The organism is Actinomadura viridis (assembly GCF_015751755.1).
In the GTDB taxonomy this organism is placed as follows: Bacteria; Actinomycetota; Actinomycetes; order Streptosporangiales; family Streptosporangiaceae; genus Spirillospora; species Spirillospora viridis.
The window spans coordinates 3,704,452-3,730,781 of sequence record NZ_JADOUA010000001.1; the positions used below are offsets into that span (position 1 = coordinate 3,704,452).

Genomic DNA, 26,330 nt, shown 5'->3' on the forward strand with positions numbered 1-26,330 from the left:
GGGTTTACGCTCCTGAACACTAGCAACGCCCCGGCGGAACACGGATCCGGGGTGCCCGGCGGCGCGCCCTGCCGGAGCCGCGCCGGAGCCGTCCTGGCGCGTCCGGAATGCCAGAGAACCTCCCGCCCGGACGCGGCGGCCGGAGCCCGGGCGGCGCTCAGGCCCGCCCGTGCCGGGCGCCGTGGCACGCGGGGCCGCCGGGCGTGTCGATGAGGCGACCCCGGTCGCGGGCCGTGAATACGCGCTCGCTTACCATCCTGGGCATGACGGTGCCGCCTGAAGAACTCGAACTGGCCGCCGCCTTCCCTCCGGCCGAACGCGACCGGTGGCGGGAGATGGTGAAGGGGGTGCTGCGCAAGTCGGGCGCGGCGGACGAGGACACCCCCCTGGAGGAGATCGAGGGGCTGCTGACCCGCGACTCCCATGACGGTGTGCCGGTGGCCGCGCTCTACACCCGTGACGACTCGGCCCCCGGCCGGCCGGGACTGGCCCCCCGCCTCCGCCGGGTCCGTCCCGAGGGCGAGGGCCTGGCGGGCTGGGACGTACGGCAGCGGCACGCCCACCCCGATCCCGCGGTGACCCGCGAGGCGATCCTCGCCGACCTGGAGAACGGCGCCACCTCGGTGTGGCTGGAGCTGGGGGAGACCGGCCCGCCGGTCGCGGCCATGGCCGAGGTGCTGCGCGGCGTCCACCTCGACCTGGCGCCGGTCGTGCTGGACGCCGGAGGGCGCACCCGGGAGGCCGCCGAGGCCCTTCTCGCACTCGTCACCGAGCGGGGGCAGGCGGCGGAGGCCGCCGGCAACCTGGGCGCCGATCCGCTCGGGCTGCTCGCCCGCACGGGCGCCGAGGGGTTCGCGCAGGCGTCCGGCGAGCCGTCGGTCGAGGCGGCCCTGGCGACCGCCGCCGCGCTGGCCGTACGGTGCGCCCGCGAGTTCCCGGGCATCCGCGCCGTCACCGTCGACGCCACCCCGTTCCATGACGCGGGCGGCGGCGACGCCGAGGAGCTGGGCGGCGCGATCGCCGCCGGTGTCGCCTACCTGCGGGCGCTGACGGCGGCCGGGCTGAGCCTGGACGAGGCGTTCGGCCAGCTGGAGTTCCGGCTCGCGGTCAACGCCGACCAGTTCATGTCCATCGCCAAGCTCCGCGCCGCCCGCCGGCTGTGGGCGCGGGTCGCCGAGGTCTGCGACTCCGCCGGGCCCGCGGGCGAGGGGACCGGCGAGACCCGGGTCGCGCTGCTGCACGCGGTGACGTCGGCGGCCATGATGACCCGCCGCGACCCCTGGGTGAACATGCTGCGCACCACCGTCGCGGCCTTCGCGGCCGGGGTCGGCGGCGCGGACGCGGTGACGGTGCAGCCGTTCGACCTCCGGATCGGCCTGCCCGACGGCTTCGCCCGCCGCATCGCCCGCAACACCCAGACCCTGCTGCTGGAGGAGTCCAGCCTGGCCCGCGTGGTCGATCCCGCGGGCGGGTCCTGGTACGTCGAGCGCCTCACCGAGGAGCTGGCCCGGGCGGCCTGGGACCGGTTCACCGAGATCGAGCGGGCCGGGGGAGCGGCCGCCGCGCTGGAGTCGGGCCTGGTCGCCCGCCGGATCGCCGCGACCTGGGAGCGCCGCCGCCGCGACATCGCGCGCCGCGGGGCCCCGCTGACCGGTGTCAGCGAGTACCCGAACCTCGCCGAGAGGCTGCCCGAACGGCCCGCGGCGCCCGAGGCCCCGCGCCCGGCGGCGGGCGGGCTGCCCGTGGTGCGGTACGCCCAGGACTTCGAGGCGCTGCGCGACCGCGCCGACGCCCACGCCGAGGCCACCGGCGCCCGCCCCAAGGTCTACCTGGCCACGCTGGGGCCGGTCGCCGTGCACACCGCGCGCGCCTCGTTCGCGGCCAACCTCTTCCAGGCCGGGGGGATCGAGACCGTCGCCGGCGAGCCCGGCGGCTTCGCGACCTCCGGAGCGGCCGTGGCGTGCCTGTGCTCCAGCGACAGGCTCTACGGCGAGCAGGCCGAGGAGGCCGCGCGCACGCTCAGGGAAGCGGGCGCGGTGAAGGTCTGGCTCGCGGGTAAGGGGACCTATGAGGGAGTGGACGCGCACGTCTACGCGGGCTGCGACGCGGTGGCCGTGCTGGAGACCACCCTCGACGATCTAGGAGTGAACCGATGATCCCCGACTTCTCCGAGATCGGGCTCGGCACGGCGGCCCCCGCCGACGAGGCCGCCAAGCGGTGGCGCGCGGCGGTCACCGAGGCCACCGGCCGCGATCCCGACGCCGAGACCTGGGACACCCCCGAGGGCATCGCGGTCAGGCCGCTCTACACCGGCGACGACCTGGCCGGGCTGGACTTCCTCGACACCCTCCCGGGCATCGCCCCCTACCTGCGCGGCCCGTACCCCGCGATGTACGCGACCCAGCCGTGGACGATCCGGCAGTACGCCGGGTTCTCCACCGCCGAGGAGTCCAACGCCTTCTACCGGCGCAACCTCGCCGCCGGGCAGAAGGGCCTGTCGGTGGCGTTCGACCTGGCCACCCACCGGGGGTACGACTCCGACCATCCGCGGGTGGCCGGGGACGTCGGCATGGCCGGGGTGGCGATCGACTCGATCTACGACATGCGGCAGCTGTTCGACGGGATCCCGCTGGACAGGATGAGCGTGTCGATGACCATGAACGGCGCGGTGCTGCCCGTGCTGGCGCTCTACATCGCCGCGGCGGGGGAGCAGGGGGTGGAGCCGGAGCGGCTGGCGGGGACCATCCAGAACGACATCCTCAAGGAGTTCATGGTCCGCAACACCTACATCTACCCGCCTGGGCCGTCGATGCGGATCATCTCCGACATCTTCGCCTACACCTCGCAGCGGATGCCCAAGTACAACTCGATCTCCATCTCCGGCTACCACATCCAGGAGGCGGGGGCCACCGCGGACCTGGAGCTGGCCTACACCCTGGCCGACGGGGTCGAGTACATCCGGGCGGGCCGCGAGGCGGGCCTGGACATCGACGCGTTCGCGCCGCGGCTGTCGTTCTTCTGGGCGATCGGCATGAACTTCTTCATGGAGGTCGCCAAGCTCCGCGCCGCCCGGCTGCTGTGGGCGAAGCTGGTCAAGGGCTTCGACCCGCGGAACCCCAAGTCGCTCAGCCTGCGCACGCACTCCCAGACCTCCGGCTGGTCGCTGACCGCCCAGGACGTCTTCAACAACGTGGCCCGCACCTGCGTCGAGGCGATGGCCGCGACCCAGGGGCACACCCAGTCGCTGCACACCAACGCGCTCGACGAGGCCCTGGCCCTGCCGACCGACTTCTCCGCCCGGATCGCCCGCAACACCCAGCTGCTGCTCCAGCAGGAGTCGGGCACCACCCGCACGATCGACCCCTGGGGCGGCAGCGCCTACGTCGAGCGGCTCACCTACGACCTTGCCCGGCGCGCCTGGGGGCACATCACCGAGGTCGAGGAGGCGGGCGGGATGGCCAAGGCCATCGACGAGGGCCTGCCGAAGCTGCGCATCGAGGAGGCCGCCGCGCGCACCCAGGCCCGCATCGACTCGGGCCGGCAGCCGGTCATCGGCGTCAACAAGTACCGCCCGGACACCGACGAGAGCATCGACGTCCTGAAGGTCGACAACGCCTCGGTCCGCGCCCAGCAGATCGAGAAGCTGCGGCGGCTGCGCGAGGAGCGCGACGAGGACGCCGCCCGGGCCGCCCTGGACGCCCTCGCCGCCGCCGCCGAGGCCGCCGAGCGGGGCACCCGCGGGCCGGGCCTGGAGCGGAACCTGCTCGCCCTGGCCGTGGACGCCGCCCGCGCCAAGGCCACCGTCGGTGAGATCTCCGACGCCCTGGAGCGGACCTACGGGCGGCACCAGGCGCAGATCCGTACCATCTCCGGCGTGTACCGGGAGGAGGCAGGCCGGGTGAGCGCGATCGAGAAGGCCCGCGCCGCGACCGCCGCGTTCGAGGCCGCGGAGGGACGCCGCCCGCGCATCCTGGTCGCCAAGATGGGACAGGACGGCCATGACCGCGGCCAGAAGGTGATCGCCACCGGCTTCGCCGACCTCGGCTTCGACGTGGACGTGGGCCCGCTCTTCCAGACCCCGGCGGAGGTCGCCCGGCAGGCGGTCGAGGCGGACGTGCACATCGTCGGCGTCAACTCGCTGGCGGCCGGGCACCTCACCCTCGTGCCCGCGCTGCGGGAGGAGCTGGCCGCGCTGGGCCGGGACGACGTGATGATCGTCGTGGGCGGGGTGATCCCCCCGCAGGACTTCGACGAGCTGCGCGCCGCCGGCGCCTCGGCGATCTTCCCGCCCGGCACGGTCCTGGCCGACGCCGCGGCCGGCCTGCTCGACGAGCTGGCGGCCCGGCTCGGGCACCGCGCCGCGTGAGCGGACCGGCGGCCACCGGGGAACCGGCCGGCGGGCGGCCGGCCGGCCCCGGCCTCGACGACTACGTCAAGGGCGTGCGGGAGGGCTCGCGCGCGTGGATCGCCCGCGCGATCACGCTCGTGGAGTCCACCCGCGCCGACCACCGCGAGCTGGCGCAGCGGCTTCTGGTGGAGCTGACCCCCCACGCGGGGAAGGCCCGGCGGGTCGGCATCACCGGCGTGCCGGGCGTGGGCAAGTCGACGTTCATCGACGCCCTGGGCACCTCCCTGACCGCCGCCGGCCACAAGGTGGCGGTGCTCGCGGTCGACCCGTCATCCACCCGCACGGGCGGGAGCATCCTCGGGGACAAGACGCGGATGCACCGGCTCGCGGTCGACCCGCACGCGTTCATCCGGCCCTCGCCGACCGCGGGGACCCTCGGCGGGGTGGCCAAGGCGACCCGCGAGGCGATGGTCGTCATGGAGGCCGCCGGCTACGACGTCGTGCTGGTGGAGACCGTGGGGGTGGGCCAGTCCGAGACGACGGTGGCCGAGATGGTCGACTCGTTCCTGTTCCTGACCCTGGCCCGCACGGGCGACCAGCTGCAGGGCATCAAGAAGGGCGTGCTGGAGCTCGCGGACGTCATCGCCGTCAACAAGGCCGACGGGCCGCACGAGATGGAGGCCAGGAAGGCCGCCCGGGAGCTGGCCGGCGCGCTGCGGCTGCTGCGCGGCGACGAGCGCGCCCGCGACACGCCGGTCCTCACCTGCAGCGCGCGCGAGAACAAGGGGCTGGACACGGTGTGGCGGCACCTGGTCGAGCACCAGGACCGGCTGGCCGCCGAGGGCGAGCTGGAACGGCGCCGCCGCCGCCAGCAGGTCGGCTGGACCTGGGCCCTGGTACGCGACCGGCTGCTCACCGAGCTGCGCGAGCACCCGGCCGTGCGCGAGCTGGCCCCCGCGCTCGAGGCGGAGGTCGCCGAGGGGACGCTGACGCCCGCGCTGGCGGCCGAACGGATACTGGCCGTCTTCACCCGGTGACGGTTTGACGGTCGCGGGCGGCCGGGATCCTGTAGAACAGGCTGATGGACGTCATCCCACTCGATGATCCCACCGAGGAGCAGATCGCGCAGTGGCACGCGGTCCTGGCGGCGGTGCACACGGCCGATCCGGCCGGCGACCCGGCCCCCGCGGCGGCGTACACGGCCGAGTGCCTGCGCGGGGGTGACCGGCGTCGGTGGGCGGTCGCCGAGGACGGAAGGGCGGTGGCCGTGGCGGTCCTGCGGCTGCCCGGCGGCCCCGGCGCCGACCGTCCCGCCGAGATCGACATCCGGGTCCATCCGGCCCGCAGGCGGCGCGGGCTGGGCACCCGCCTGCTGGCGGTGGCCGCCGAGGGGCTGCGCGCCGACGGCCGGACCAGCGCCATCGCCCAGGTCCTGGCGGGCACGCCCGCGGTGCCGTTCCTGGAGTCGCACGGCTTCGTCTGCGTCCTCACCCTGAGCGGCCTGCTGCTGCGGATGGAGGACCTCCCGCCGGGCCGCGTCCCGGCCTTGGTGGCCGCGGGGCCGCCCGGCTACCGGCTCGTGCGCTGGCGCGGGGAGGTGCCGGAGCGGTACGCCGACGCCCTGGCCCACGCCAAGCACGCCATGGCCGACCTCGCCGAGTACGAGGGCCTGCCGTGGGACGCCGTCCGGGTCCGCGAGACGGCCGCGATGGTCGCGGCGCGCGGCGACGACCTCTACACCGTCGCCGCCGTCCAGGGGTCGGCGATCGCCGGCTTCACCGAGATCGTCGTGCCCGCGTCCGCGCCGGAGCGGGCCGCCCAGTACGACACGGCGGTCGTGCCCGAGCACCGCGGCCGCCGCCTGGGCATCTGGGTCAAGGCCGCCATGCTGCGGTGGCTGGCCGAGGTGCGTCCCGAGGTCCGCGAGATCGAGACCGACAACGCCGGCGACAACGCGCACATGCTGGCGGTCAACGAGGAGCTGGGGTTCCGCCGGCAGCGCGAGTCCCGCGAGTACCAGGCCGCCGCCCGCGATCTTCCCACCGTCCACCGAACGCTGCTCTGAGGCGTCCCGCCGAACGGCCCCGATGGCGATGCATTAGGCATTATGGGGTGAAAATACGTTGCCCGCCGCGGGGAAGATCGGCACTCTGAGATGGGCCTTCGGAAAGTCCGGATGGCCGGGGAATTAGCGGACCATTCCTCCTTCGTTCAATGGTGGTGGCCCTGCCGTTAATGCAGCGCGTCCATTGCCGGAGGGCGGCGCTCCGGGCGCCGCCGGCGGGGCGGGCCGCGACGGTGAGGAGGTGGGTGACCGGTGAACGTGCTCGTCCTGAACGCGTCCTACGAGCCGTTACAGAACGTGGACCTGCGGCACGCCATCCGCATGCTGGTGCGCGAGGTGGCCGTCGTCGAGGAGGCGGAGGAGGGCCGGACGATCGGCCGTTTCCCCGTGCCGCGGGTGCTCCGGCTGGTCAGGTACGTCGCCATGCGGTGGCGGCACGGCAGGCGCCCGCCGTGGAGCAAGCGCGGCGTCTACCTGCGCGACCGCGGGGTGTGCGGGTACTGCGGCACGCGCGGTCACACCATCGACCATGTGCTGCCGCAGTCGCGGGGAGGCGGCGACACCTGGGAGAACACCGTCCTGGCCTGCGGCAGGTGCAACAACCGCAAAGGGAACCGCACCCCGGAGGAGGCCGGCATGCGGCTGCGCGGCCGGCCGCGCGTCCCGCCGTGGGACGAGCTCGTGTTCCGCTGACGCCCGCCCCGGACCGGGGTGATCCCGGGCACGGGAGGCGGGCGGCGGCCGGTCCGGCCGGTCCGAACGGGCCGGATCACATCACGGCCGGTGACGGCGCCGGGAGCGCCGCCGCCGGCCGTGGCGCGTGTCCACGCCCCGTCCGACGGGGCGTCCGCTCCCGGCCCGAGGCGCCCCCGAGGCGCCTCCGCCCGCGCCCGCGCAGGGGTTGACGGAGCCCCCGCGGCCCGGGGCCTCCGAACCGAATTCCGAGGGGATTCCGTCTCGGTAGTTGCCGGATGACGCTGTGTGTTTTATTGGGTTTCAGGGTTTAAATGGGTGATTGTGGTAGCGTGCCGCCAATCTTCTGCATGGTGTTAAGGAGAGTTCAGTGGCGGCCCACGTCCCCCTCGGCCGGAAGCGGCGCTCGTCGCGCTCACGGATGGCGCGGTGCTGCGCGGCGGTCGCCCTGGTGACGGCCCTGTCGGCGGTCCTGCCGCCCGGCCCGGGCAGCGCGGCGGGCCTGCCCGCCGAGCCGAAGGACACCGCGAAGGAGTACGCCAAGCTGGAGAAGCGCGCGGCCAAGCTCGCCAAGGAGTACCGGGGCGAGCTGATCTCGCTGGAGGAGGCCAAGCGCGCCGCCAAGCGCGCCGAGGCCGACGCCGAACGGCTCGGCCGCGAGTTCGACACCGCCCGCGCCGACGTCAGCCGCATCGCCGCCAGCTCGTACATGAGCGGCCACCTGGACATGGTCCCGATGGTCACCTCCGACGACCCGGGCGCGGCCGTCCGCAACGCCGCCGTCATCGAGCACCTGGCGCGCAACAACGACCGCCGCGTTCAGGGCCTGCGCACCCTCTCGGCCCAGGCGACCCGGTCCCAGCACGACGCCCGCGCCAAGCTCGACCAGGTGCGCAAGGAGATCGACGACCTGGAGAGCCAGCGGGCCAGGGTCCGCAAGCTGCTGGCCAAGTACAAGCCGGAGGCGCCCGCCGCCCCCAGGGCCCCGTCGGGCCGGCCCGACGGCGCCTCCGGGACCAAGTCGCCCATCGTCGGCAACACGATGACCGCGCGGATGCGGACGGCCATGATGGCCATCGACGGCAGGTTCGGCCCGTTCCCCACCATCGGCTGCGCCCGCCCCGGCGACCCCCAGGACCACGGGTCCGGCCGGGCCTGCGACTTCATGGAGAGCACCGGCGGGAAGATGCCCAGCGCCTCCGCCATGGCCCACGGCGACGCCGTCGCCCAGTACGTGATCGACAACGCCTCCCGGCTCGGCATCAAGTACGTCATCTGGCGCCAGCGGATCTACGACATGCGCAGCAGCGGCGGCTGGCGGCAGATGGAGGACCGCGGCAGCGTCACCCAGAACCACTACGACCACGTCCACGTCTCCGTCCTCTGAGCCCGCCGTCCCGGGAACGGCGCGTCGAGGGGGCGTGGGGCCTGGAACGCGGGACCGCCCGGTGCCAGGCTCGTTCCATGGCCTTCACCGCGTATGACATCGAGCAGCCGTACGGGCCGCTGATCGACACGACCGTGCGGGTCGCCACGTGGAACGTGTGGGGACGCTACGGGCCCTGGCGGGAACGCGAGCGGGTGATCCTGGCGGAACTCGCCGCCGTGGCCGCCGACGTCCTCGTGCTCGTCGAGGCCTGGGAGGACGGCGACGCGACCCAGGCCGGGCGGCTCAAGGGCGAGCTCGGCCTGCCCCACCACGTGTTCGCCGGCACCGGCCCGGACGGCGGCCCGCGGTCGGGGATCGCGGTGCTGTCGCGCTGGCCGCTGGCCGGCCGGGCCGAACGGCGCCTCGGCGACGCCACCGGCTGGGACGCGGGCATCGCCCTGTTCGCCCGCGCCGAGGGGCCGCGCGGCGCGGTGCAGGTGTTCGGGACCGGGCTCGGCTGGAAGCCCGACCACAGCCTCCAGCGCCAGGAGCAGGTACGGGACCTGGGCGGATTCGTGCGGCAGGTGGCCGACACCCGGTCACCGGTGGTGCTCTGCGGCGACTTCAACGCCCCGCCCGACAGCGACGAGATCCGGATGCTCACCGGCCGCGCCGCCGTGGCGGCGCCCGGCCTGGTCTTCTACGACGCCTGGGAGACGGCCGGCGACGGGACGCCCGGCCACACCTGGTCGGCCACCAACCCCTGGACCCGGCCCGTGCTCCTGCCCGACCGGCGGATCGACTACGTCTTCTCGGCCTGGCCCAGGGCGGGCGGCGCCGGGCACCCGGTGCGCTGCGAGCTGTTCGGCACCGAGCCGCTCGACCGGATACACGGCTCGGACCACTACGGGGTCCTCACCGACCTGCGCTACTGACCGCCGCCCCGGCCGTCCGGCATCTGCACCGCCGTTCCGGTCTCCGCCGACAGCGTGGCGGCCTCGATGACCTCCAGGCCGGTGATGGCGTCGGCGAGGTCGACCGGAGGCGGACGCTCCCCGCGCAGGGCCCGCGCGACCTCGGCGTAGAAGTCCTGGTAGGCCCCGGGGTCGGTGGGTTCGGGACGCCCGCCGCCGGGAGTGCCCAGGCGGCCGTACGCCTCGGGCGGCGCCTGCCCCCATCCCGCGTCCTTCGGCGTCAGCCCCGAACGCAGCGCCTCCTCCTGGCCGTCCATGCCGTGCACGGTGTACGCCGCGTCCGACCCCAGCACGCGGAAGCGCGGTCCCAGCTGCGCGGCCGTCGCGCTCATCCACAGGTGGGAGCGCACGCCGGAGTCATGGGTGAGCGCCACGAAGACGTCGTCGGGGGCGACCGCCCCGGGCCGCCGCACGTCGATCTCGGCGTACACCAGGCGCGGGCGGCCGAACAGCGCGACCGCCTGGTCGATCAGGTGCGAGCCGAGGTCGAACAGGATCCCGCCGCCGTCCCGGGGGTCGGTGCTCTCCTTCCAGGTGGTCCTGACCTCGGGCCGCCAGCGTTCGAACCGCGACTCGAAGCGCTGGGCGGCGCCCAGGGCACCGTCGCCGAGCAGCCGCCGGACCGTGCGGAAGTCCCCGTCCCACCGCCGGTTGTGGAACGGGATCACCGGCAGCCCCCGGACCGCCGCCAGCGCCGCCAGGGAACGGGCCTCGGCCGCCGACGTGGCGGCCGGCTTGTCCACCACGACCGGGAGCCCCGAGGTCAGCGCGGCACGCGCCAGCGGGACGTGCTGCCGGTTGGGCGCGGTCACCACCACCAGGTCCCAGGCGTCGGGGTTCTCCCACAGCCGGTCCGCGCTGTCGAGCACCCTGACGTCCGGGAAGCGCCGCTCCGCGGCCTCCCGCCGCCCGGGGTTCCCCGTCACCACCGCGGTCAGCCGGAGACCGGGGACCGAGTCGATCAACGGCGCGTGGAACACCGCGCCCCCGGTGCCGTAGCCGATGAGTGCCACACGCGAAGCCATGCACCGATCATTCCCGATCGCCGGAACCGGGGACGCGCGGGGGAGGGGGCCGGGCGGGAGGGCCACGCTCCGCTCAGTCGAACAGGTCCGGCTGCTCGCGCGAGATCTGGTCGAACAGCGGCTGGTAGTTGATCCAGCCGACCAGGTCGTTGCCGATCTGCTGGTGCGTCAGGACCGCGTTGTCGTGCTCGATCGGCACCACCTGCCCGGCGGCCTTGGCCAGCAGCTGCACCTGGCAGGAGCGCTCCATGGTGATGAACCACCACGCGGCGGCGTCCACCGTGTCACCGACCGTCAGCAGCCCGTGGTTGCGCAGGATGACGGCCTTGTGGTCGCCCAGCGCGGCGGCGATGCGCTTGCCCTCCTCCAGGTCGGTGACCACGCCGGTGTAGTCGTCGAACAGGCCGTGGTCCTGGTAGAAGGCGCACACGTCCTGCGTGATCGGCTCCAGCTTCTGGCCGAGGGCCGACAGCGCCCGCCCGTGCGTGGAGTGGCTGTGCGCGGCGGCCACCACGTCGGGGCGGGCCTGGTGCACCTGGGAGTGGATCGCGAACGCCGCCTCGTTGACCGGGTAGCGCCCCTCGACGACCTGCCCCTTGTGGTTGACCAGGATGAGGTCGCCGACCGTGACGTGCTTGAACGACATCCCGAACGGATTGACCCAGAAATGGTCGGTGTGCTCGGGGTCGCGGGCCGTGATGTGACCGGCCACGCCCTCCTCGAAGCCGAACCTCCCGAAGATCCGCAGGGCGGCGGCCAGCCGCTCCTTGCGGTGCCGGCGCTCCTCCTCGGCGGTCTCGAACGACGGCGGCAGCCGGAAGATCAGATCGGTCGGCAGCTTCTCGAGGAACTTCTCTTCTTCGGACATGGGGCGGCTCCTTCGGCTTGTCCCTCACCACCGAACCGCATTCCGGCCGTGCTCGTCTAGGCTGGGCGGAGTCAACGAGCGTGGCGGTGGTTGTCCGGCGGGGACAACCTGGAGCGGAGCGCCGATGGGCGACACCGGCCGGGAGGCGGACGGCTTCCTGCGGATCCTGGCCGAGCGCGGCCGGGACCCCGACGTCCTGGAGTCCACGGTACGGGCCGCCCGCGGCAGGTCCGACCTGGTCGCGGCCCTGCCCGAGGAGGAGACCCGGCGGCACGCCCGCGCCCTGGTCCTGGGCGTCCTGGACGCGCTCGGAGCGGGCGGCGAGCCCGGCGAGGAGGTGCTGGCCGCCGCGGAGCGGCTCGGCTCGGACCGGGCCCGCCAGGGCGTCCCGGTGGCCGCGTTCCTGGACGGGTTCCAGGCCGGCCGCGCCCATCTGGTGGGCCTGCTGATCGAGGAGGCCCGGCGCCTGCGCGTCCCCGCCGAGACGGTGCTGGACGGCGTCGTCCGGATCGACGCCATCACCACCGCCCTGGTCCACCGCATGGTGCACGCCCACCGGGTCGCGGAGCTGGAGATGGCCCGCACCCGCCGCGAGGGGCACGTCCAGGCGCTGCGCCGGCTGCTGCACGGCGAGGCGCCCGCCGGCCTCGGCCCGCTGGCCCCGGGCGGGACGTACCACTGCGTCGTCTCCGACGTCAGCGATCCCGCCGTGGCCGCCCGCCTGGAGAGCGCGCTGGCCGCGCCGGGGCCGGCGCTGTCCGGGCTGGTGGACGGGCGGCTGGCCGCGCTGGTCACCCGCCTGCCCGACCTCGCCGGTGGCCCGCTCCTGGTGGCCGCGCCCCCGGCCCGTCCCGCCGAGATGGCGCCGCTGTACCGGCTGTGCCGCAGGGCGCTGCGGGCCGGCGCCGCGTCCGGGCTGACCGGCCTGCGGCGGCTCACCGATCTCGCGCTGGTCACCGTCACCGAGGGCGAGCCGGAGCTGGGCCGCCTGCTGGCCGCCCGGCTGCTGGACGGCCTGGACCCGGGCGACCCGTTCCACCGGGAGGTGGCCGAGACCGCCCTGGCCGTCCTCGGCCACGGCGGCCGGGTGGAGGCCACGGCCGCCGCCCTGCACGTCCACGCCAACACCGTGAAGTACCGCCTGCGCCGCTTCCACGAACTGACCGGCACAGCGCTGACGGGCACAGCGCTGACCGGCACAGCGCTGACGGGCACAGCGCTGACCGGCACAGCGCTGACGGGCACCGCGCCGGCCGGCACAGCGCCGGCCGCCGCGGCGCCGTCCGGCGGCGGGCCCGCTGTCACCGGGCCCGCGGGTGCCGGACCGGCCGCCGCCGTGCCCGGCGCGCGCCCCGACGCGGTGGCGCATGCCGCGCACCACTGGTGGGCCCTGCGCGAATGGCTCCGCGGTCTCCCGGCGTGATGTGATGTGCCGATGGAGATCAGCACGGTGATGTGGCCCACCCGGTCCTGGCCGGAGGCGGGCGCCCAGTGGCGGCGGGCCGAGGAGCTCGGGTTCGGCTGCGCCTGGGTGTACGACCACACCGCCTGGCGCGGGACCACGCCCTGGTACGACGCGTACACCACCCTGGCCGCGGCGGCCGCGGTGACCTCCCGGATCCGCCTCGGCACGATGGTCACCTCCCCCAACTTCCGGCATCCCGTGCCGACCGCGCACGCGGTCAAGACGATCGACCACATCAGCGGCGGGAGGCTCACGCTGGGCATCGGCTCGGGCGGGACCAGCCGCACCTCCGACTCGGGCATCCTCGGCGGCCCCGAGTGGACGGCCCGCGAGCGCGCGGACCGGTTCGCCGAGTGGACCGGCCTCCTCGACCGGCTCCTGACCGGCCCGGAGACCACCTACGAGGGCGCCTACTACTCGGCCCGCGAGGTCGTCACCGGACCCGGCTGCGTCCAGCGGCCCCGGGTGCCGTTCGCGATCGCCGCGACCGGCCCCCGGGGGCTGCGCCTGGCCGCCCGCCACGGCGCCGCCTGGGTCACCACGGGCGGGGGACCCCCGGGGCGGGCGCCGCGCGACGCCGTCCGGGACCAGCTCGCCGGGCTGCGCGCCGCCTGCGAGGCCGAGGGCCGCGACCCCGCCGGCATCCGGCCGATCCTGCTCACCGGTTTCACCGGCGAGCCGTTCCTGGAGTCGCCGCAGGCGTTCGCCGACCTGGCCGGCGGTTACGCCGAGCTCGGCATCGCCGAGATCGCGGTGCACTGGCCGCGTCCCGGCACCGAGTGGGACGCCGACATGAAGGTCTTCGAGGAGATCGCCGCCCGGCACGCCGGCGCCCGCTGACCCGCGCCCGGTCTCGTCAGCGGTCTCGTCAGCGGTCTCGTCAGCGGGCCCGCCGCGGGGAGCGCGAGCGCCGCGCCAGCTCCTGCCCGGCCGCGACGACCAGCCAGGTGAGGGCGGTGGCGTCGTCCACGATCCCGACGGGCAGGAGGACGTCGGGGACCAGGTCGATCGGGGACACGATGTAGAGCACCGCCGCCACCATCGCGATGATCTTGCCCTTGCCGGTGCGGTAGGGCTCCGGGACGCCCGCCGCCGTACGGCGCGAGGCCCGGCGGAGCCGCAGCAGGCCGGCGATCAGGACGAGCGCGCCGACTGCCATCACGGCCGCCCCCGCCACGGTCAGTTCGGGGCCGCCGGACGAGCCGCCGGCGGTGAGGAGGAGGACGGCGCCCGCGACGAGGGCGACCAGGCCGGCGATGATCATCGGTGCCTCCGGGGGGCGGGGGTTCACCACCGGTATTGCCCGCCCGCTCCGTCCCATGCGCCCGGCGGGGGCCGGACATGCCGCGTCAGGCGAACTCCCTGGCCGTCGTGGTCAGGCCCTCGGGCGCCTGGGCCGCCAGCAGCTCGGACGGGGTACAGCCCGACAGCGCGCGGAACTCGCGGTTGAGGTGGGCCTGGTCGTAGTAGCCGCAGCCGGCGGCGATGTCGGCCCAGCCGGAACCGCCCGCGGCCATCCGCGCCAGTGCCCGCTCGAACCGCAGCACCCTGGCCATCACCTTCGGCGGCAGGCCGATCTGCTCCTTGAAACGCTGGGTGAGGTGGCGGCGGCTCCAGCCCACCTCCCCGGCCAGTTCGGCCACCGGCGCGCACCCGCCGCCGGAGGCCAGCAGGTGCCAGGCCCGCTCGACCTCGGGGGCGGGGGAGGGGCCGAGCGTCAGCCGGTCCAGCAGGAAACGGTCGAGCAGATCGAAACGGGCGGCCCAGCCCGGTGCGGCCGCCAGCCGCTCGACCAGCTCGCCCGCCCGCGGCCCGAGCAGGTCGGGCAGGTCGGCCGCGACGTTGGTGAGCGCGCCCATCGGCGTGCCGAGCAGGGTGTAGGCGCCCAGCGGGGTCAGGTCGAGCTGGATGCCGCGCTGCCCGCCCGGATGCGCGTAGGCGCCGGGACCGTCGTGCATCCCGGCGACGAACGAGGCGTACCGCGCCGGAGCGGCGCCCGGGACGGTCACGAGGAGCGGCGGGCCCAGGTTGAGGATCAGCACGACGTGCCGCCCGGGGAGCGTCCGGACGCGGTCGGGGGTGGAACGGTCCTCCCAGTAGCCGTCGTAGGAGGCCAGGAACGGGCGCAGGGCCGGATGGGGCCGCCCCTGGGCCAGCCACCAGCCGCCCCGTTCCTCGATGCTGACGGGTCTCACACGACCCAGTGTGTCATCGGGCCCCGGCAGAACGCACGGGGCCGCGGTCAGGCGTACAGCTGGCCGCAGACGATGACCCGCGCCAGGTCCGGCCAGGTCAGGGTGGTGAGGGCGCGGACGGGCGACCGTTCGGTCGGGGCGCCGCCGGGGGCGGCCAGCGGCACCCGGACCCCGTCGGCCGCGTCCCAGCCGCCCAGGCTCCCGGCGATCGCGCATTCGAGGTAGGTGGCGGGGTCGAAGTTGCACCAGCGGGGCGGCGTGGCGCGGCTTCCGGCGCCGGCGGGGCGCGGGGCGTCCACCCCGAAACGGGCCCGCGGGCCCGGGGGAGAGGCCAGGAAGTCCTCCAGATCGGCCAGCTGGGAGAGCAGGACCCGCTCCCAGTCGGCGTACCCCCGCGGCTCGCCGCCCGGCAGGGACAGGTCGCGGGTGCTCCACGCCGGGTCGTACTCGGCGGGCGCCACCCCGGCCGCCGCCGAGAACATCGCCGCCACGTCGTCGGCCTCCAGGCTCTGGTGGGCGGAGAGGGGGACGCTGACCTTCCACAGCGCCCGCAGGAAGGCCGACAGCGACCAGGACGCCGTCGCGGCGTCCCGCCCGATGCGCAGGACGTGCAGGTAGAGGTCGCGGTTGGTGCGGACGGCGGGGATCGCGGGGCCGGTGACCCAGTACATCTGCTTGTGCTGGACCCCGCTCTCCATCATCAGCATCTGGGCGAGCGCTCCGACGCGCGAGTCGTGCGAGGCCATGCGGTACCGGTTGCCGTTGTCGTCCTGACGCATCAGGTCCCAGGTGTGCATCGGCGCCTCCATGGTCGCGGACGGGACGCGCGCGGCGGCGGGCCCGGCCGTGACCGGGCCCGCCGCCGCGTACTCGCGGAGTTCGGAGCCTGAGCGTGAGCTTAGAGCTTGGACCGGTGGATCACCTGGAGCTCGGTGAAGCCGTACAGGCCCCACGGGCCGTTCTCCACGCCGACGCCGCTCCACTTGAAGCCGCCGAACGGCTGGTGGGGCGCCAGCGCGAGATGGGTGTTGACCCACGCGGTGCCGCACTCCAGCCGGCCGGCGACCTCGCTCGCCCGGTCGGCGTCGGCGCTCCAGACCGAGCCGGACAGGCCGAAGTGGGTGCCGTTGGCCCGCGCCACGGCCTCGTCGAGGTCACGGTAGGCGACCACCGGCAGGGCGGGGCCGAACTGCTCCTCGTCGACGATCCGGGCGCCGTCGGCGACGTCGGCGAGGATGGTGGGCTCGAAGAAGTAACCGGGGCCGTCGATCGGCCTGCCGCCGGCGGCGGCGCGGGCACCGCCGGCCAGCGCGTCGGCGACCAGCTCGCCGACCCGCTCGAACTGCGGCCTGTTGTTGACCGGCCCGTACTGCACGCCCTCGGTCATGCCGTCGCCGACCTTGGCCGAGGCGGCCTTGGCCGCCAGGGCGTCCACCACGTCGCCGTACAGCGCCTCCGGCACGTACACCCGCTTGATCGCCGAGCAGACCTGGCCGTTGTTCTGGAACGCGGCGCCGAACAGCTTGCCGGCGATGGCCTCCGGGTCGACGTCGTCGAGCAGGATCGCGGGGTCGTTGCCGCCCAGCTCCAGGGTGACCCGCTTGAGGTCGGGGGCGGCGGAGGCGGCCACGCGCTTGCCGGTGGCCACGCTGCCGGTGAAGCTGATCTTGCGCGGGATCTCGTGGCCGGTCATCCAGGCGCCCAGGTCGTCGCCGCCGGACACCACGTTCAGCACGCCGGGCGGCAGCACCTCGCGCAGCGCCTCGCCCAGCCGCAGGCTGGACAGCGGGGTGTACGGGGAGGGCTTGAGGACCATGGTGTTGCCGGCCAGCAGGGCGGGGGCCAGCTTCCACACGCCCAGCAGGAGCGGGTAGTTCCACGGGGTGATCGCCGCCACCACGCCTATCGGGCGCCGGACCACCTCGACCCGCGCGGTGTCGTCGTCCTGGATCACCTCGCGCGGCATCTCCAGGTCGGCGAAGTACTTCAGCCAGACCCCGGCGCCGACCACCTCCATGGTGGCGTCCTGCAGCGGCTTGCCCTGCTCCAGGGTGAGGACCCGCCCGATCTCCTCGGACCTGGCGAACATCAGGTCGGCCGCGGCGTGCAGCGCCTTGCGGCGCGCGTCCTCGTCCGACCGCCATCCGGGCAGCGCGTCCCGGGCGGCGGCCATCGCCTCGTCCAGCTGCTCGCGCGAGCAGTCGGGAGCCTGCTCGGCCACCTCGCCCGTGGCGGGGTTGATCACGCCGAAGGTGCGCGGCGCGGCCACGGCCCGGCCGCCAATGGTCATCGTGTAGTCGGACACGGTCGATCCTCCGATTCGAGCGGCTACCGAATGACGTTCAGTATTGCCTCCGGCGGGGCCGCGGGCCACCCCCGGGGCACAGCGAGACCGCCGGCGCTCGCGCGACGGCGGTCTCGCTGTGCCCCGGGAACGCGGCCGTTCCGGAGGGAACGGGCGGAAACGGATCGGAGCCGGGGCCTGGGACGGAGGGTCGGGGACAGGGGTCAGGGGCGAGGGGCGAGGTCAGGTGGCGAGCATCTGATCGACGAGCTCGCGGTAGCGGCGCAGCGCCAGCCGCAGCCGTTCGGTCTCGGAAGCCTGGCCGTCGCCCGCCGCGCCCGCGTCCACGGACCTCTCCAGCTCGCGCCGGCGCCGGGTGAGGGCCTCGCCGAGGGCGTCCACGACCTCCGAGGCCAGCGCGTCCGCCCGGCTGACGGCCTCGCGGGGGTCGTCGACGAAGCCGGTCTGCACCTCCCGCCAGCGGTCGCGGAAGCCGTCGGCGTCGGCGTCCTGGAGCAGCCGCCGGTGACCGCCGGGCTCGGCGGGCGGTTTCCGCGGCGGCTCCGGCGCCGCCGCCCTCCCGCGGTCGGGCACGGGCCGCCCGCCTCCCGCGGGCGGGACGTCGGCGGCAGGGCCGGCCGGTGCCTGGGCCGCGCCGGGCCGGTGCTCCCGTGCGGGGCCAGGGCCAGGGCCAGGTACGGGACCAGGACCAGGGCCGGGGACGGGGCCAGGGCCGGGGGCGGTTACGTGCGGGGGCCCCTGGGCGGGCTCGGGCGCGCCCTGGACGGAGGTCTGGGGCGCGGACTCCGTGACGACGGGGTTGGGCGCGGTGTCCCGCCCCGCCTCCGGCCTCTGACCGGCCACGCGCAGGTCCCCGCCCGCTCCGCCCGGCGGCTCCGGACGCGGGGCGCCCGCACGGGCCTCGCCCGCCGCCCCGTTCCCGCCGCCGGACGGTCTGTCGCGCATTCTGTCGCGCATGTCGTGTCAGCTCCTCGAACTCTGCTCGTCGCCGTGCCGCGCGGACACGGCGGGACGGTCGTCGCCGGGGACCCTCAGGAGGTCCTCGAAGAGCTCCCGGTAGTGCACCATGGCCTGCCGCAGGTCCTCCGTGGAGGCCTCCTGGCGGGCCGCCCGGTCGCTGATGTCGTGCCCGCGCCGGTAGTGGTCGAGGGTGCGGCCGTGCTCGACCGACAGGTGCTCGACCCGGTCGTCGAAGTCACGGGTCGGGTAGCCGCGCTCGCCCATCACCACCATCACGAGGCGGTCGGCCTGCTCGACGGCCGTCGCAGGCTCGTCGACGAACCGCTCCTGTACCCGGACCCACTGGGCGCGGTAGTTCTCCCGGCGCTCCGGATCGAGATCGCGCAGCTCCAGCTCCTGGTGCCGGCGCCGGCGGGCCAGCAGCTCGCGCTCGGCGGCCCGGCGATCGCCGTGGCGTTCCACGGCGCGGTCGTACTCGGGGCCGAACCGCCGCCGCAGCCCGCGGGTCCGGGCCCGCTCCCACAGCATGTACCCGGCCCCGGCGGCCAGGGCGACGATCACCACGGCGGCCACGACCACGAGGATGGTCGACATTGCTCCTCCCACCTGCTCGGAACGATGCCCCGCCGATGCCCCCACAATGGCCAACAAAACGGGCGAGCCCGGTCAAGCCTCCTTCACCGTGCGCCTGGCGGCTCAGCCGCGCGACGGGAAGACGCAGGTCAGAGGGCCCACGCGGAGCCGGTCGCGGTAGCCGGCGGATTCCAGAAGTCGGAGCTCGCGCCGGTCCGAACGCCGCGCGCAGGCGGCGGTGACGCCGGTCCGGCCCAGCGCGTCCCGGACCCGGGCGGCGTCCGGATCGGGCGCCCCGGACGGGGTGACCAGCGCGGTCAGCAGCAGCCGGTCGTCGATGAACGTCCGGGACGCGGGGAGCAGCCGCAGGTAGTGCGAGTTGGGGTTGACGGCGTGGTCCCTCGTGGTGAGGAGGGGGACCGCGCGCATGTACGCCTGCGGCATCAGGACCAGGGCGCCGTTCTTCCCACCGTTCTCCGCACTGTTGCCCGGCGCGCGCCTCCCGGCCTCGCGGAGGACGGCCCGGGCCGTGGCCAGCTCACGCTGGGAGTACTTCCAGGACGGGCGGTCCGCCACGGTCGACCCGTTCTCCGCGGACCACACCGGGGTGCCGCCCGCGACCAGGACCGCGCACAGCGCCGCGGCCACCGTGACCGGCACCACCGTGACCGGCACCGCCCGGCCGGCCACCCGGAGCGCCGGGAAGCGCGCGGGCGGCCGGATCGTGACCAGCAGGCCGACCAGCACCGGGGCGGGCACCACCCACATCGTGCGCCACATCACCTGCCCGGCGCCGGTGACGTCGCCGATGAGCCTCAGCACCCCCGGGACCAGCAGCAGCGTGGCCACCGCCGCGGTCCCCGCCACGATGAGGGAGGGGACGCCGCGCCGTGCCGTCAGCGGGGCGAGCCACAGCGCGCACCCGGTCAGGACGCCCAGCACGCCGCTCAGCAGCACCCACGAGAAGCTGTCCGGCGCGTCGACGAAGGCGCCGATGACGCTGGTGTCCTCGTGCAGGAGGGCCACGGCCGCCCCGGCGCCCAGCGGGTACGCCATCGCGGCGCAGGCGCCCAGGCCCGTCCTGACGCGCCCGCTCAGGATGAGCGGCCCGGCGGCGGCGACGGTGACGAGCGGCACCACGAGCGCCGCCGAGGAGGACAGCCCGACCGAGGCGACCCCGGCGGCGGCGAGGAGCAGGAGCGCGCCGCGCGTGCGCCGCTCCGCCCAGCGGGTCAGGTACACGTACAGCAGCGGGACCATGGCCGAGACCAGTACCGCCTTGCCCTGCCACATCCGCGGGAAGTGGAACGAGCCGAGGGACGCCTGCCCGAGCCCGGACCACAGCAGGTAGACCGCCGCCACGGCGAAGCAGGCGAGGGCCCAGCGCGGGGCCCACGCGCGGACCAGCCGCCACATCGCCCACACGGCCAGGAAGGTGACCGAGGGCAGGACCACGTACCAGAGGAACGAGGTCGGATGCATGCCCACCAGCCGGGCGAGCGCGCCCGCGAGCACCTCGATCGAGGAGACGGGCGGCTCGCCGGCGATCGGGCCGGTGGTCCCGCCGGTGAAGATCACGTCCTGGAACGGGATCCGCCCGCCGGCGGCCGTCGCCACCGACCGGGAGACGAAGTAGGCGTCGTCCCCGTCCGAGTTGACCGTGAACCAGGAGAGCACCGCGAACCCGGCCGCGGTGGCGAACGCGAAGGCCGACGCCCGTTCCCGGTGGGGCGGGGGCTGCGGGGAAGGGCCGGAGGGCGTGCCCCGGCCGCGCAGGACCCCGTAGGCGACGGCGGCCACGCCGGCCCCGCCGAGCGCCCACGCGCACCACCACGGGACGCCGTGCTCGCGCAGCCCGGCCGCGACGCCCGCGCCGGCCCCCGCCACGACCGCGACGGCGGTCACCGCGCGCGGGACCCCCGTCCAGGTCCGGGCCGGGGGATCGCCCCACAGCGAGCGGGCCCCGCCCGTCCCCGCCGCCGCCCGCGCCCGCCACCCGAACCCGGCGGCGAGGGCGGCGAGCACGGCCGCCCAGGCGGCCAGCAGCACCCAGGTGGGCGGGCGCACCAGCAGGCCGAGATGGTAGATCAGGGTCCAGGCCGCGAACGCGATCACCACGAGGTCGGTGGCACGATCCAAGGCCCGCGTGAGCAGCGAGGAGGGCGGGCGGGGCGGAGGCGGGCCGCCGGGCTCCGCCTGATCATCCCGCCCTGCCGGTGTCGCGCGAACGTCCGTACCCGCCATGGTGCCCCCTGGATCGCCTCCGGCGCCCCCGCGCTCCGCCACCGGGGGCCCGTGCCCGCGATCGGCCGCACCGAGGGGACCGGAGCCGCTGTCCACCCGAATCGATCTTGTCTGGTGGGACGTCTGATCCACCGAGGGGGTTCACCTGCCTGGAAGGTCGATGGCGGAAGGGGGACGAGAGGGACGGGGGGACGACGAAGGAGGAACGAGGCACGGGCGCGAAATGCTCCCGGCCCCTCGATCGGCACTTCAGGTCATAAGTCAGGAATTACTGTGCTGCGGGGCGAACACATGCTGTGATGGGGGACCAATCGCCGCCCGCGTGTCAGGACGCGGGCTCCTCCGATGGGATGTGATGCACGGTGCGCCATGCGTTCGGCCTCCTGCTCGGCGTCCTGCTCACCCCCGCGCTCGCCTATGGCGCGGCCTGGGGCTACGTCCAGGCCGGGCAGTCCTTCGACGGGACCGGCGGGGAGATCACCGACTCCACCCGGATGTACGGGGCGCTCGCGCTGATGGCCTCCGTGGGCCTGGTGACCGGCGTCATCGTCGTCGCCCGCTGGGCCTCGCCGCTGGTGTCGCTCGTCCCCGCGCTCACGCTGCTGGGCGTGTCGGCCTGCTTCCTGGTCGATCCCGGCCTGGTGATGGACCTGCCCGGCCGGGTGCCGCCGGCGGGCGACCTGGACTTCGGGCTGCGCATGCTGACGGGTTCGGGGATCTACGCGCTGATGGGCTTCGCGCTCCTGGTGCCGACCTGGGCCCCGCGCCGCTGGGGCTCGGAGCGCGAGGACGAGGAGGAGCTGCCGCCGGCGTACCGCTCCGCCGTCCGGCGCTGACCGGGCACGCCGGACGTCACGGCGCCGCCGCGGGTCACGGCGCCACCGTGGGTCGCGGCGAGGCCGCGCGTCACGGCGCCACCGGGCGGCCGGGCGGCTCGTAGGCATGCTCCCCACGGTAGAGGCGGGCGACCACCTCCTCGATGTCGGCGTCGCGCAGCGCGATGTCGCGCACGTCGTAGCGTTCCGCCAGCGCGGCCACGACCGCCGCCGCGTTCACCGACTCCGGCAGCCGCAGCCACTGGCGCGGGCCCTCGACGCCGGCCACCTCGACCCCCGGCACCTCCACCGGCGGGCCGGGCCGGGCCAGCTCCACCACCAGCACGCGGTCGGCGTCGACGGCGGCGCGCAGCCGGTCCAGGCCGCCGTCGTAGGCCAGCCGGCCGTGGTCGATGATCAGCACCCGCCGGCAGAGCCGCTCGATGTCGCCCAGGTCGTGCGTGGTGAGCAGGACCGTGGTGCCGCGCTCGGTGTTCAGCCGCTCCAGGAAGGCGCGCACCGTCGCCTTGCTGACCACGTCCAGCCCGATCGTCGGCTCGTCCAGGACGAGCAGCTCGGGATCGTGCAGCAGCGCCGCCGCCAGGTCCCCGCGCATCCGCTGGCCCAGGCTGAGCTGGCGCACCGGGGTCTCCAGGAACGGCTCCAGCTCCAGCAGCGCGGTCAGCTCGGCCAGCCGGGCCCGGTGCGCGCCCGCCTCCACCCGGTAGAGATGCCGGATCAGGGTCAGGCTGTCGAGCAGCGGCAGGTCCCACCACAGCGTGGTGCGCTGCCCGAACACCACGCCGATCCGCCGGGCCAGCGCGGTGCGCTGCCGGGACGGGTCCAGCCCGCACACCCGCACCCGCCCCGACGACGGCGTGAGGATGCCGGTCAGCATCTTGATCGTGGTGGACTTGCCCGCGCCGTTGGGCCCCAGGTAGCCCACGAACTCGCCGCGGCCGACCGTGAACGAGACGTCGTGCACGGCGCGCACCGTCGTCCGGGAACGGCGGAACCGGCGCCCGTCGCGCCTGCGCACGGTGAACGACCTGGCGACGGCCTCGACCTCGATCATGCCCATCCCCGCCTCTCCCTCTCCCGCGCGGCCGGTCCGCGCGCCCTGCTTCGTGCCCTGCTTCGCGCCATGGTCCGCGTCCTGGTCCGCGGCCGGTCCCGCTCAGCTTCCCGTCGACCGGTAGTGCCGCAGCCCGGTCCGCCACGCCAGCGCCGCCACCGCGCAGACCGCCACGGCCACCACCGGCGAGGCGAACCGCAGCGCCTCCGGCAGCCCCGCCGGATCGGGCCGGTCGAGCACGTACAGCGTGGGCTGCCAGTTCACGAACGCCAGCGGCAGCACGAACGTCACCCCGCGCACCAGGTCGCGGGCGAACATGCTCATCGGGTACTGCGTCAGGAACGAGCCCCCGTAGGTGACCGCCTTGGTGGCGGCGTGCGCGTCGATCAGCACGAACTGGACGGACGCGGTCAGCACCCACAGCCCGCCGAAGATGGCCGTCCCCGCGACCAGCATCACCGGGACCATCGCGATCCGCCCCGCGTCCCAGGACACCTCCAGCCGCGGCAGCACGAGCACCAGCACGCACAGCGCGGGGACCAGCTTGCCCAGCCGCCTGGGCGAGAAGTCCTCGGTCGCGATCTGGATCAGCGGGCTCACCGGCCGGACCAGCATGGAGTCCAGCGATCCCGCGCGGATGTGCTGGCTCAGCCGCTCGGTCGTCCCGAACAGGACGTCGGCGATCGCGAACGAGAGCGCCGACGTGCCGTACAGGAAGATCACCTCGGCCGCGGTGAACCCGGCGATCCGCGGGGCGTGCGCGAACATCAGCACGATCGCCACCAGGTCCAGGCAGCCGACGGCGGCGGTGCCCAGGGTCAGCAGGACCATCGACAGCGGGTACTGCGCCGCCGCCCGCACCCAGGTCCAGGCCAGCAGCCCGTACGTCCGCGCCGTCCGGCCGGGGACCTCAGCCACCGTGGATCACCAGTTTCCGGCGGGCGGCCAGGGTGAGCGCGCGGCCGGCGGCCAGCAGCGCCGCCGCCCAGGCCGCCTGGAACGCCAGCGCGCCCACCAGACCCCACCCGGTGTGCCGGCCGAGGAACACGTCCGCAGGGACCTGGATCAGCGCCGCCCACGGCGTCGCCCGCGCCACCTCGCCCAGCACTCCGGGGAAGGCCACCAGCGGCAGGATCATCCCGGAGAAGAACAGCGCCAGCACCACCTCGGCCGAATGCAGGCCGCGCTCGTCGTTCAGCCAGAACGCGCCCAGCGCGACCAGGTACCGGAGGCCGAAGCCGACCAGCATCGCCAGCAGGACCGCGACCGCGAACGCGGCCACCCCCGCCGGCCCGGGGAACCGCAGCGGGAAGACCAGCGCGCCGGCCACCATGGGGGGACCGCCGCGCAGCAGCAGGGCGGCCAGGCCCCGCGCCAGGTCGTCGGCCAGCCACCATCCCTGCAGGTCGACCGGCCGGTACAGGTCGATCGCCACGTCACCGTCGCGGATGCGCCGGGTGAGTTCCATCCCGCCGAAGATCTGCACCGGGCCGATCAGCGCCTGGGTGAGGAAGCAGAAGGTGACCGCGTCCGCGACGTCGTACCCGCCCAGGGCCGGGCGCTCGCGCCACAGCGCCACGAGGATGTACGCGCGCATGAACCCGAAGGCGGTGTTGGTCAGGGCCTCCGCGAACGCGCTGAGCGGATACGCGGTATGCCGCCGGAACGCGTACCACGCCACCCACGGAAGAACGCCCACTTGCCGTGAGCATACGGAGGACCGGGGAGGAGGGCCAGGGGTTTTCTCGGACGCCGTCGGCCGCCATCGGCCGCTCAAGGAGCTTCCGTTGGTGCTCAGGGGAGCGCCGCCGGAAGGGGCGGTTTGCCGGGGGAGTAGATCCAGGTCTGGAAGAAGCCGGCCAGGTCCTGGCCGGAGATCCGCTCGGCCAGCGCGGTGAACTGCTCGGTGGTGACATTGCCGTACCTGTGGTCGGCGGCCCAGGTCCGCAGCAGCCTGAAGAACGTCTCGTCGCCGATCCGCTCGCGCAGGAACTGCAGCACCATCGCGCCGCCGGTGTAGACGCGCTGGTTGAACATCCTCTCGCTCCCGGGGTCGGCGATGACGACGGACCAGTACGGGTTGCCCGGCGGGTCGGGATAGGGACGCGAGCCGTACACCAGGCGGACGGCCTCCTGGACGCTCGGCCCGCCGTGCAGCTGGTTCCAGTACAGGTGGCTCCAGGTGGCGAAGCCCTCGTTCAGCCAGATGTCCTTCCACCGCGCCGGGGTGACGCTGTCGCCGAACCACTGGTGGGCCAGCTCGTGGGCGATCGTGAGGGTGTCGCGGACGGCGGAGTACACCGGCTTGCCCTGCGTCTCCAGGGAGAACCCCAGCGGCTTCCCGCTGAAGCGCGCGTCGTCGACGATGGCGCCGGTGGTGCCGAACGGGTACGGGCCCCACGTCCTGGTCCACAGGTCGGTGGCCTCGGCGGTGGTGTCGTAGAAGTAGCCCACCACGTCCGGCTGCGCCTTGACGATGGTGGGGTCGACGGCGACGTAGTTGGGCGTGCCCAGCGGCGTGGTGCCGGTCCTGACGTCCCAGCGGCCGATGTCGATCGTGGTGAGGTAGGTGGCCATCGGGCGCTTCTCGCGCCACCGGAAGATCGACGCCGCGGTGTCGGACCTCCGCCCGCCGAAGGTCTCCTCGCCCGTGTACTGCTCGGTCAGCACGCCGTTGGCCACCGCCCTCAGCCCCTTCGGGACCGTGATCGTGTAGTCGTAGGTGGCCTTGTCGCTCGGGTGGTCGTTGCAGGGGAACCAGGTCGAGGCGCCGTCGGGCTCCGCGGCGACGAACGCGCCGTCCGGCGTGTGCAGGAACCCGTACGGCGACCCGCCGACGATCGGCGACGCCACGATGGTCTGCGGGACCCCGCCGTAGACGATCGTGACCTTGAAGTCCCGGCCCGCCCGCAGCCCCCTGCGCGGGGTGATGGTCAGCTCCTGGCCGCGCCGCCGGAAATCGGCCCTGTACCGGCCGACCCGCACCCGTTCCACGTCCATGCCGGACAGGTCCAGGTCGAAGCTCGACAGGTTCTGGGTGGCCCTGGCGTTGATCGTCACGATCCCGTCGAGCTGGTCGGACCCGGGGTCGTAGGTCAGGTCCAGGTCGTAGTGCCGGACGTCGTACCCGCCGTTGCCCTCCAGGGGGAAGTAGGCGTCGCCGACACCCGGGGCCCCCGGTGTGAAGTGCCCCTCCCAGCCGTCCCCGTGGCCGGCGCCGGGGTCCGCGAGCGCGGCGGGCGGGACGGCCGTGGCCAGCACCGCGACCCCGGCCGCGGCGGCCGCGAACGTGAGCGCACGCGTGCGCGGGACGTGGCGCAGGGCCATGGGGATCCTCCTCGCATCCGATGATCGAG

Annotated in this window: 23 protein-coding genes; 10 read left to right on the top strand and 13 right to left on the bottom strand. The window is 74.8% G+C overall.

The window, feature by feature from the left end; all coding sequences use genetic code 11:
* Positions 1-263: 263 nt before the first annotated feature.
* The 7 genes from IW256_RS16755 to IW256_RS16785 all read left to right on the top strand — a co-directional run bounded on the left by IW256_RS16755 (position 264) and on the right by IW256_RS16785 (position 9,410).
* A complete protein-coding gene (locus IW256_RS16755; RefSeq protein WP_197011876.1) occupies positions 264-2,156 on the top strand; it encodes a methylmalonyl-CoA mutase subunit beta in 1,893 nt (630 codons plus the stop codon).
* Positions 2,153-4,366, top strand: coding sequence for a methylmalonyl-CoA mutase (gene scpA, locus IW256_RS16760; RefSeq protein WP_197011877.1), 2,214 nt, complete (start codon positions 2,153-2,155; stop codon positions 4,364-4,366). The genes IW256_RS16755 and scpA overlap by 4 nt, the downstream gene beginning before the upstream one ends.
* Positions 4,363-5,385 (top strand): methylmalonyl Co-A mutase-associated GTPase MeaB, encoded by a 1,023-nt coding sequence (meaB, locus tag IW256_RS16765; protein WP_197011878.1) that lies wholly within the window; start codon positions 4,363-4,365, stop codon positions 5,383-5,385. The genes scpA and meaB overlap by 4 nt, the downstream gene beginning before the upstream one ends.
* A 44-nt stretch (positions 5,386-5,429) precedes the next feature.
* The gene (locus IW256_RS16770; protein ID WP_197011879.1) at positions 5,430-6,413 is read left to right on the top strand and encodes a GNAT family N-acetyltransferase; all 984 of its coding nucleotides are present in this window, start codon (positions 5,430-5,432) and stop codon (positions 6,411-6,413) included.
* A 252-nt stretch (positions 6,414-6,665) separates the two neighbouring features.
* The gene (locus IW256_RS16775; protein WP_197011880.1) at positions 6,666-7,106 is read left to right on the top strand and encodes an HNH endonuclease; all 441 of its coding nucleotides are present in this window, start codon (positions 6,666-6,668) and stop codon (positions 7,104-7,106) included.
* Positions 7,107-7,476: 370 nt separating this feature from the next.
* Positions 7,477-8,493: a coiled-coil domain-containing protein gene (locus IW256_RS16780; RefSeq protein ID WP_307828913.1), complete on the top strand. Its 1,017-nt coding sequence runs from the start codon at positions 7,477-7,479 to the stop codon at positions 8,491-8,493.
* 77 nt (positions 8,494-8,570) lie between these two features.
* Positions 8,571-9,410 (top strand): endonuclease/exonuclease/phosphatase family protein, encoded by an 840-nt coding sequence (locus IW256_RS16785; RefSeq protein ID WP_197011881.1) that lies wholly within the window; start codon positions 8,571-8,573, stop codon positions 9,408-9,410.
* Here the strand turns inward: IW256_RS16785 and IW256_RS16790 are convergent.
* Entirely contained in the window at positions 9,404-10,474 is a 1,071-nt protein-coding gene (locus IW256_RS16790; protein WP_197011882.1) for a Gfo/Idh/MocA family oxidoreductase, read from the bottom strand. The two genes, IW256_RS16785 and IW256_RS16790, sit on opposite strands and share 7 nt — an antisense overlap.
* A gap of 73 nt (positions 10,475-10,547) precedes the next feature.
* On the bottom strand, positions 10,548-11,342 hold the full coding sequence (locus tag IW256_RS16795; protein WP_197011883.1) for a class II aldolase/adducin family protein: 795 nt from the start codon (positions 11,340-11,342) through the stop codon (positions 10,548-10,550).
* A gap of 124 nt (positions 11,343-11,466) precedes the next feature.
* Between IW256_RS16795 and IW256_RS16800 the strand changes: the two genes are divergently transcribed.
* Together IW256_RS16800 and IW256_RS16805 are read left to right on the top strand one after the other, a co-directional pair.
* A complete protein-coding gene (locus IW256_RS16800) occupies positions 11,467-12,765 on the top strand; it encodes an RsbRD N-terminal domain-containing protein (RefSeq protein WP_197011884.1) in 1,299 nt (432 codons plus the stop codon).
* A 12-nt stretch (positions 12,766-12,777) separates the two neighbouring features.
* A complete protein-coding gene (locus tag IW256_RS16805; protein WP_197011885.1) occupies positions 12,778-13,647 on the top strand; it encodes an LLM class flavin-dependent oxidoreductase in 870 nt (289 codons plus the stop codon).
* A gap of 40 nt (positions 13,648-13,687) precedes the next feature.
* Here IW256_RS16805 and IW256_RS16810 read toward each other — a convergent pair whose 3' ends face one another.
* The 7 genes from IW256_RS16810 to IW256_RS16840 form a co-directional block, all read right to left on the bottom strand.
* Positions 13,688-14,071, bottom strand: a complete 384-nt coding sequence (locus IW256_RS16810; protein WP_197011886.1) for a YkvA family protein — start codon at positions 14,069-14,071, stop codon at positions 13,688-13,690.
* An 85-nt stretch (positions 14,072-14,156) separates the two neighbouring features.
* The gene (locus tag IW256_RS42735; protein ID WP_197011887.1) at positions 14,157-15,002 is read right to left on the bottom strand and encodes a helix-turn-helix domain-containing protein; all 846 of its coding nucleotides are present in this window, start codon (positions 15,000-15,002) and stop codon (positions 14,157-14,159) included.
* A 47-nt stretch (positions 15,003-15,049) separates the two neighbouring features.
* Positions 15,050-15,799, bottom strand: a complete 750-nt coding sequence (locus tag IW256_RS16820; protein ID WP_197011888.1) for a hypothetical protein — start codon at positions 15,797-15,799, stop codon at positions 15,050-15,052.
* A 101-nt stretch (positions 15,800-15,900) separates the two neighbouring features.
* The gene (locus IW256_RS16825; RefSeq protein WP_307828914.1) at positions 15,901-17,307 is read right to left on the bottom strand and encodes an aldehyde dehydrogenase family protein; all 1,407 of its coding nucleotides are present in this window, start codon (positions 17,305-17,307) and stop codon (positions 15,901-15,903) included.
* 222 nt (positions 17,308-17,529) lie between these two features.
* Positions 17,530-17,880 carry a hypothetical protein gene (locus IW256_RS16830; RefSeq protein WP_197011889.1) on the bottom strand — a complete coding sequence of 117 codons (351 nt, stop codon included), beginning with the start codon at positions 17,878-17,880 and terminating at the stop codon, positions 17,530-17,532.
* 390 nt (positions 17,881-18,270) lie between these two features.
* Positions 18,271-18,861, bottom strand: coding sequence for a hypothetical protein (locus IW256_RS16835; protein ID WP_197011890.1), 591 nt, complete (start codon positions 18,859-18,861; stop codon positions 18,271-18,273).
* 102 nt (positions 18,862-18,963) lie between these two features.
* Entirely contained in the window at positions 18,964-20,979 is a 2,016-nt protein-coding gene (locus IW256_RS16840; protein ID WP_197011891.1) for a DUF6077 domain-containing protein, read from the bottom strand.
* 467 nt (positions 20,980-21,446) lie between these two features.
* On the opposite strand from IW256_RS16840, the gene IW256_RS16845 reads away from it, so the two are divergent.
* Positions 21,447-21,920 (top strand): hypothetical protein, encoded by a 474-nt coding sequence (locus tag IW256_RS16845; RefSeq protein WP_197011892.1) that lies wholly within the window; start codon positions 21,447-21,449, stop codon positions 21,918-21,920.
* 70 nt (positions 21,921-21,990) lie between these two features.
* Here IW256_RS16845 and IW256_RS16850 read toward each other — a convergent pair whose 3' ends face one another.
* The 4 genes from IW256_RS16850 to IW256_RS16865 form a co-directional block, all read right to left on the bottom strand.
* Positions 21,991-22,974 carry an ABC transporter ATP-binding protein gene (locus IW256_RS16850; protein ID WP_197016355.1) on the bottom strand — a complete coding sequence of 328 codons (984 nt, stop codon included), beginning with the start codon at positions 22,972-22,974 and terminating at the stop codon, positions 21,991-21,993.
* A gap of 102 nt (positions 22,975-23,076) precedes the next feature.
* Positions 23,077-23,892: an ABC transporter permease gene (locus tag IW256_RS16855; protein ID WP_307828915.1), complete on the bottom strand. Its 816-nt coding sequence runs from the start codon at positions 23,890-23,892 to the stop codon at positions 23,077-23,079.
* Positions 23,885-24,673: an ABC transporter permease gene (locus IW256_RS16860; protein ID WP_197011893.1), complete on the bottom strand. Its 789-nt coding sequence runs from the start codon at positions 24,671-24,673 to the stop codon at positions 23,885-23,887. Before IW256_RS16860 ends, IW256_RS16855 begins: the two co-directional genes overlap by 8 nt.
* 95 nt (positions 24,674-24,768) lie before the next feature.
* On the bottom strand, positions 24,769-26,301 hold the full coding sequence (locus tag IW256_RS16865; RefSeq protein WP_197011894.1) for a M1 family metallopeptidase: 1,533 nt from the start codon (positions 26,299-26,301) through the stop codon (positions 24,769-24,771).
* Positions 26,302-26,330: the final 29 nt, after the last annotated feature.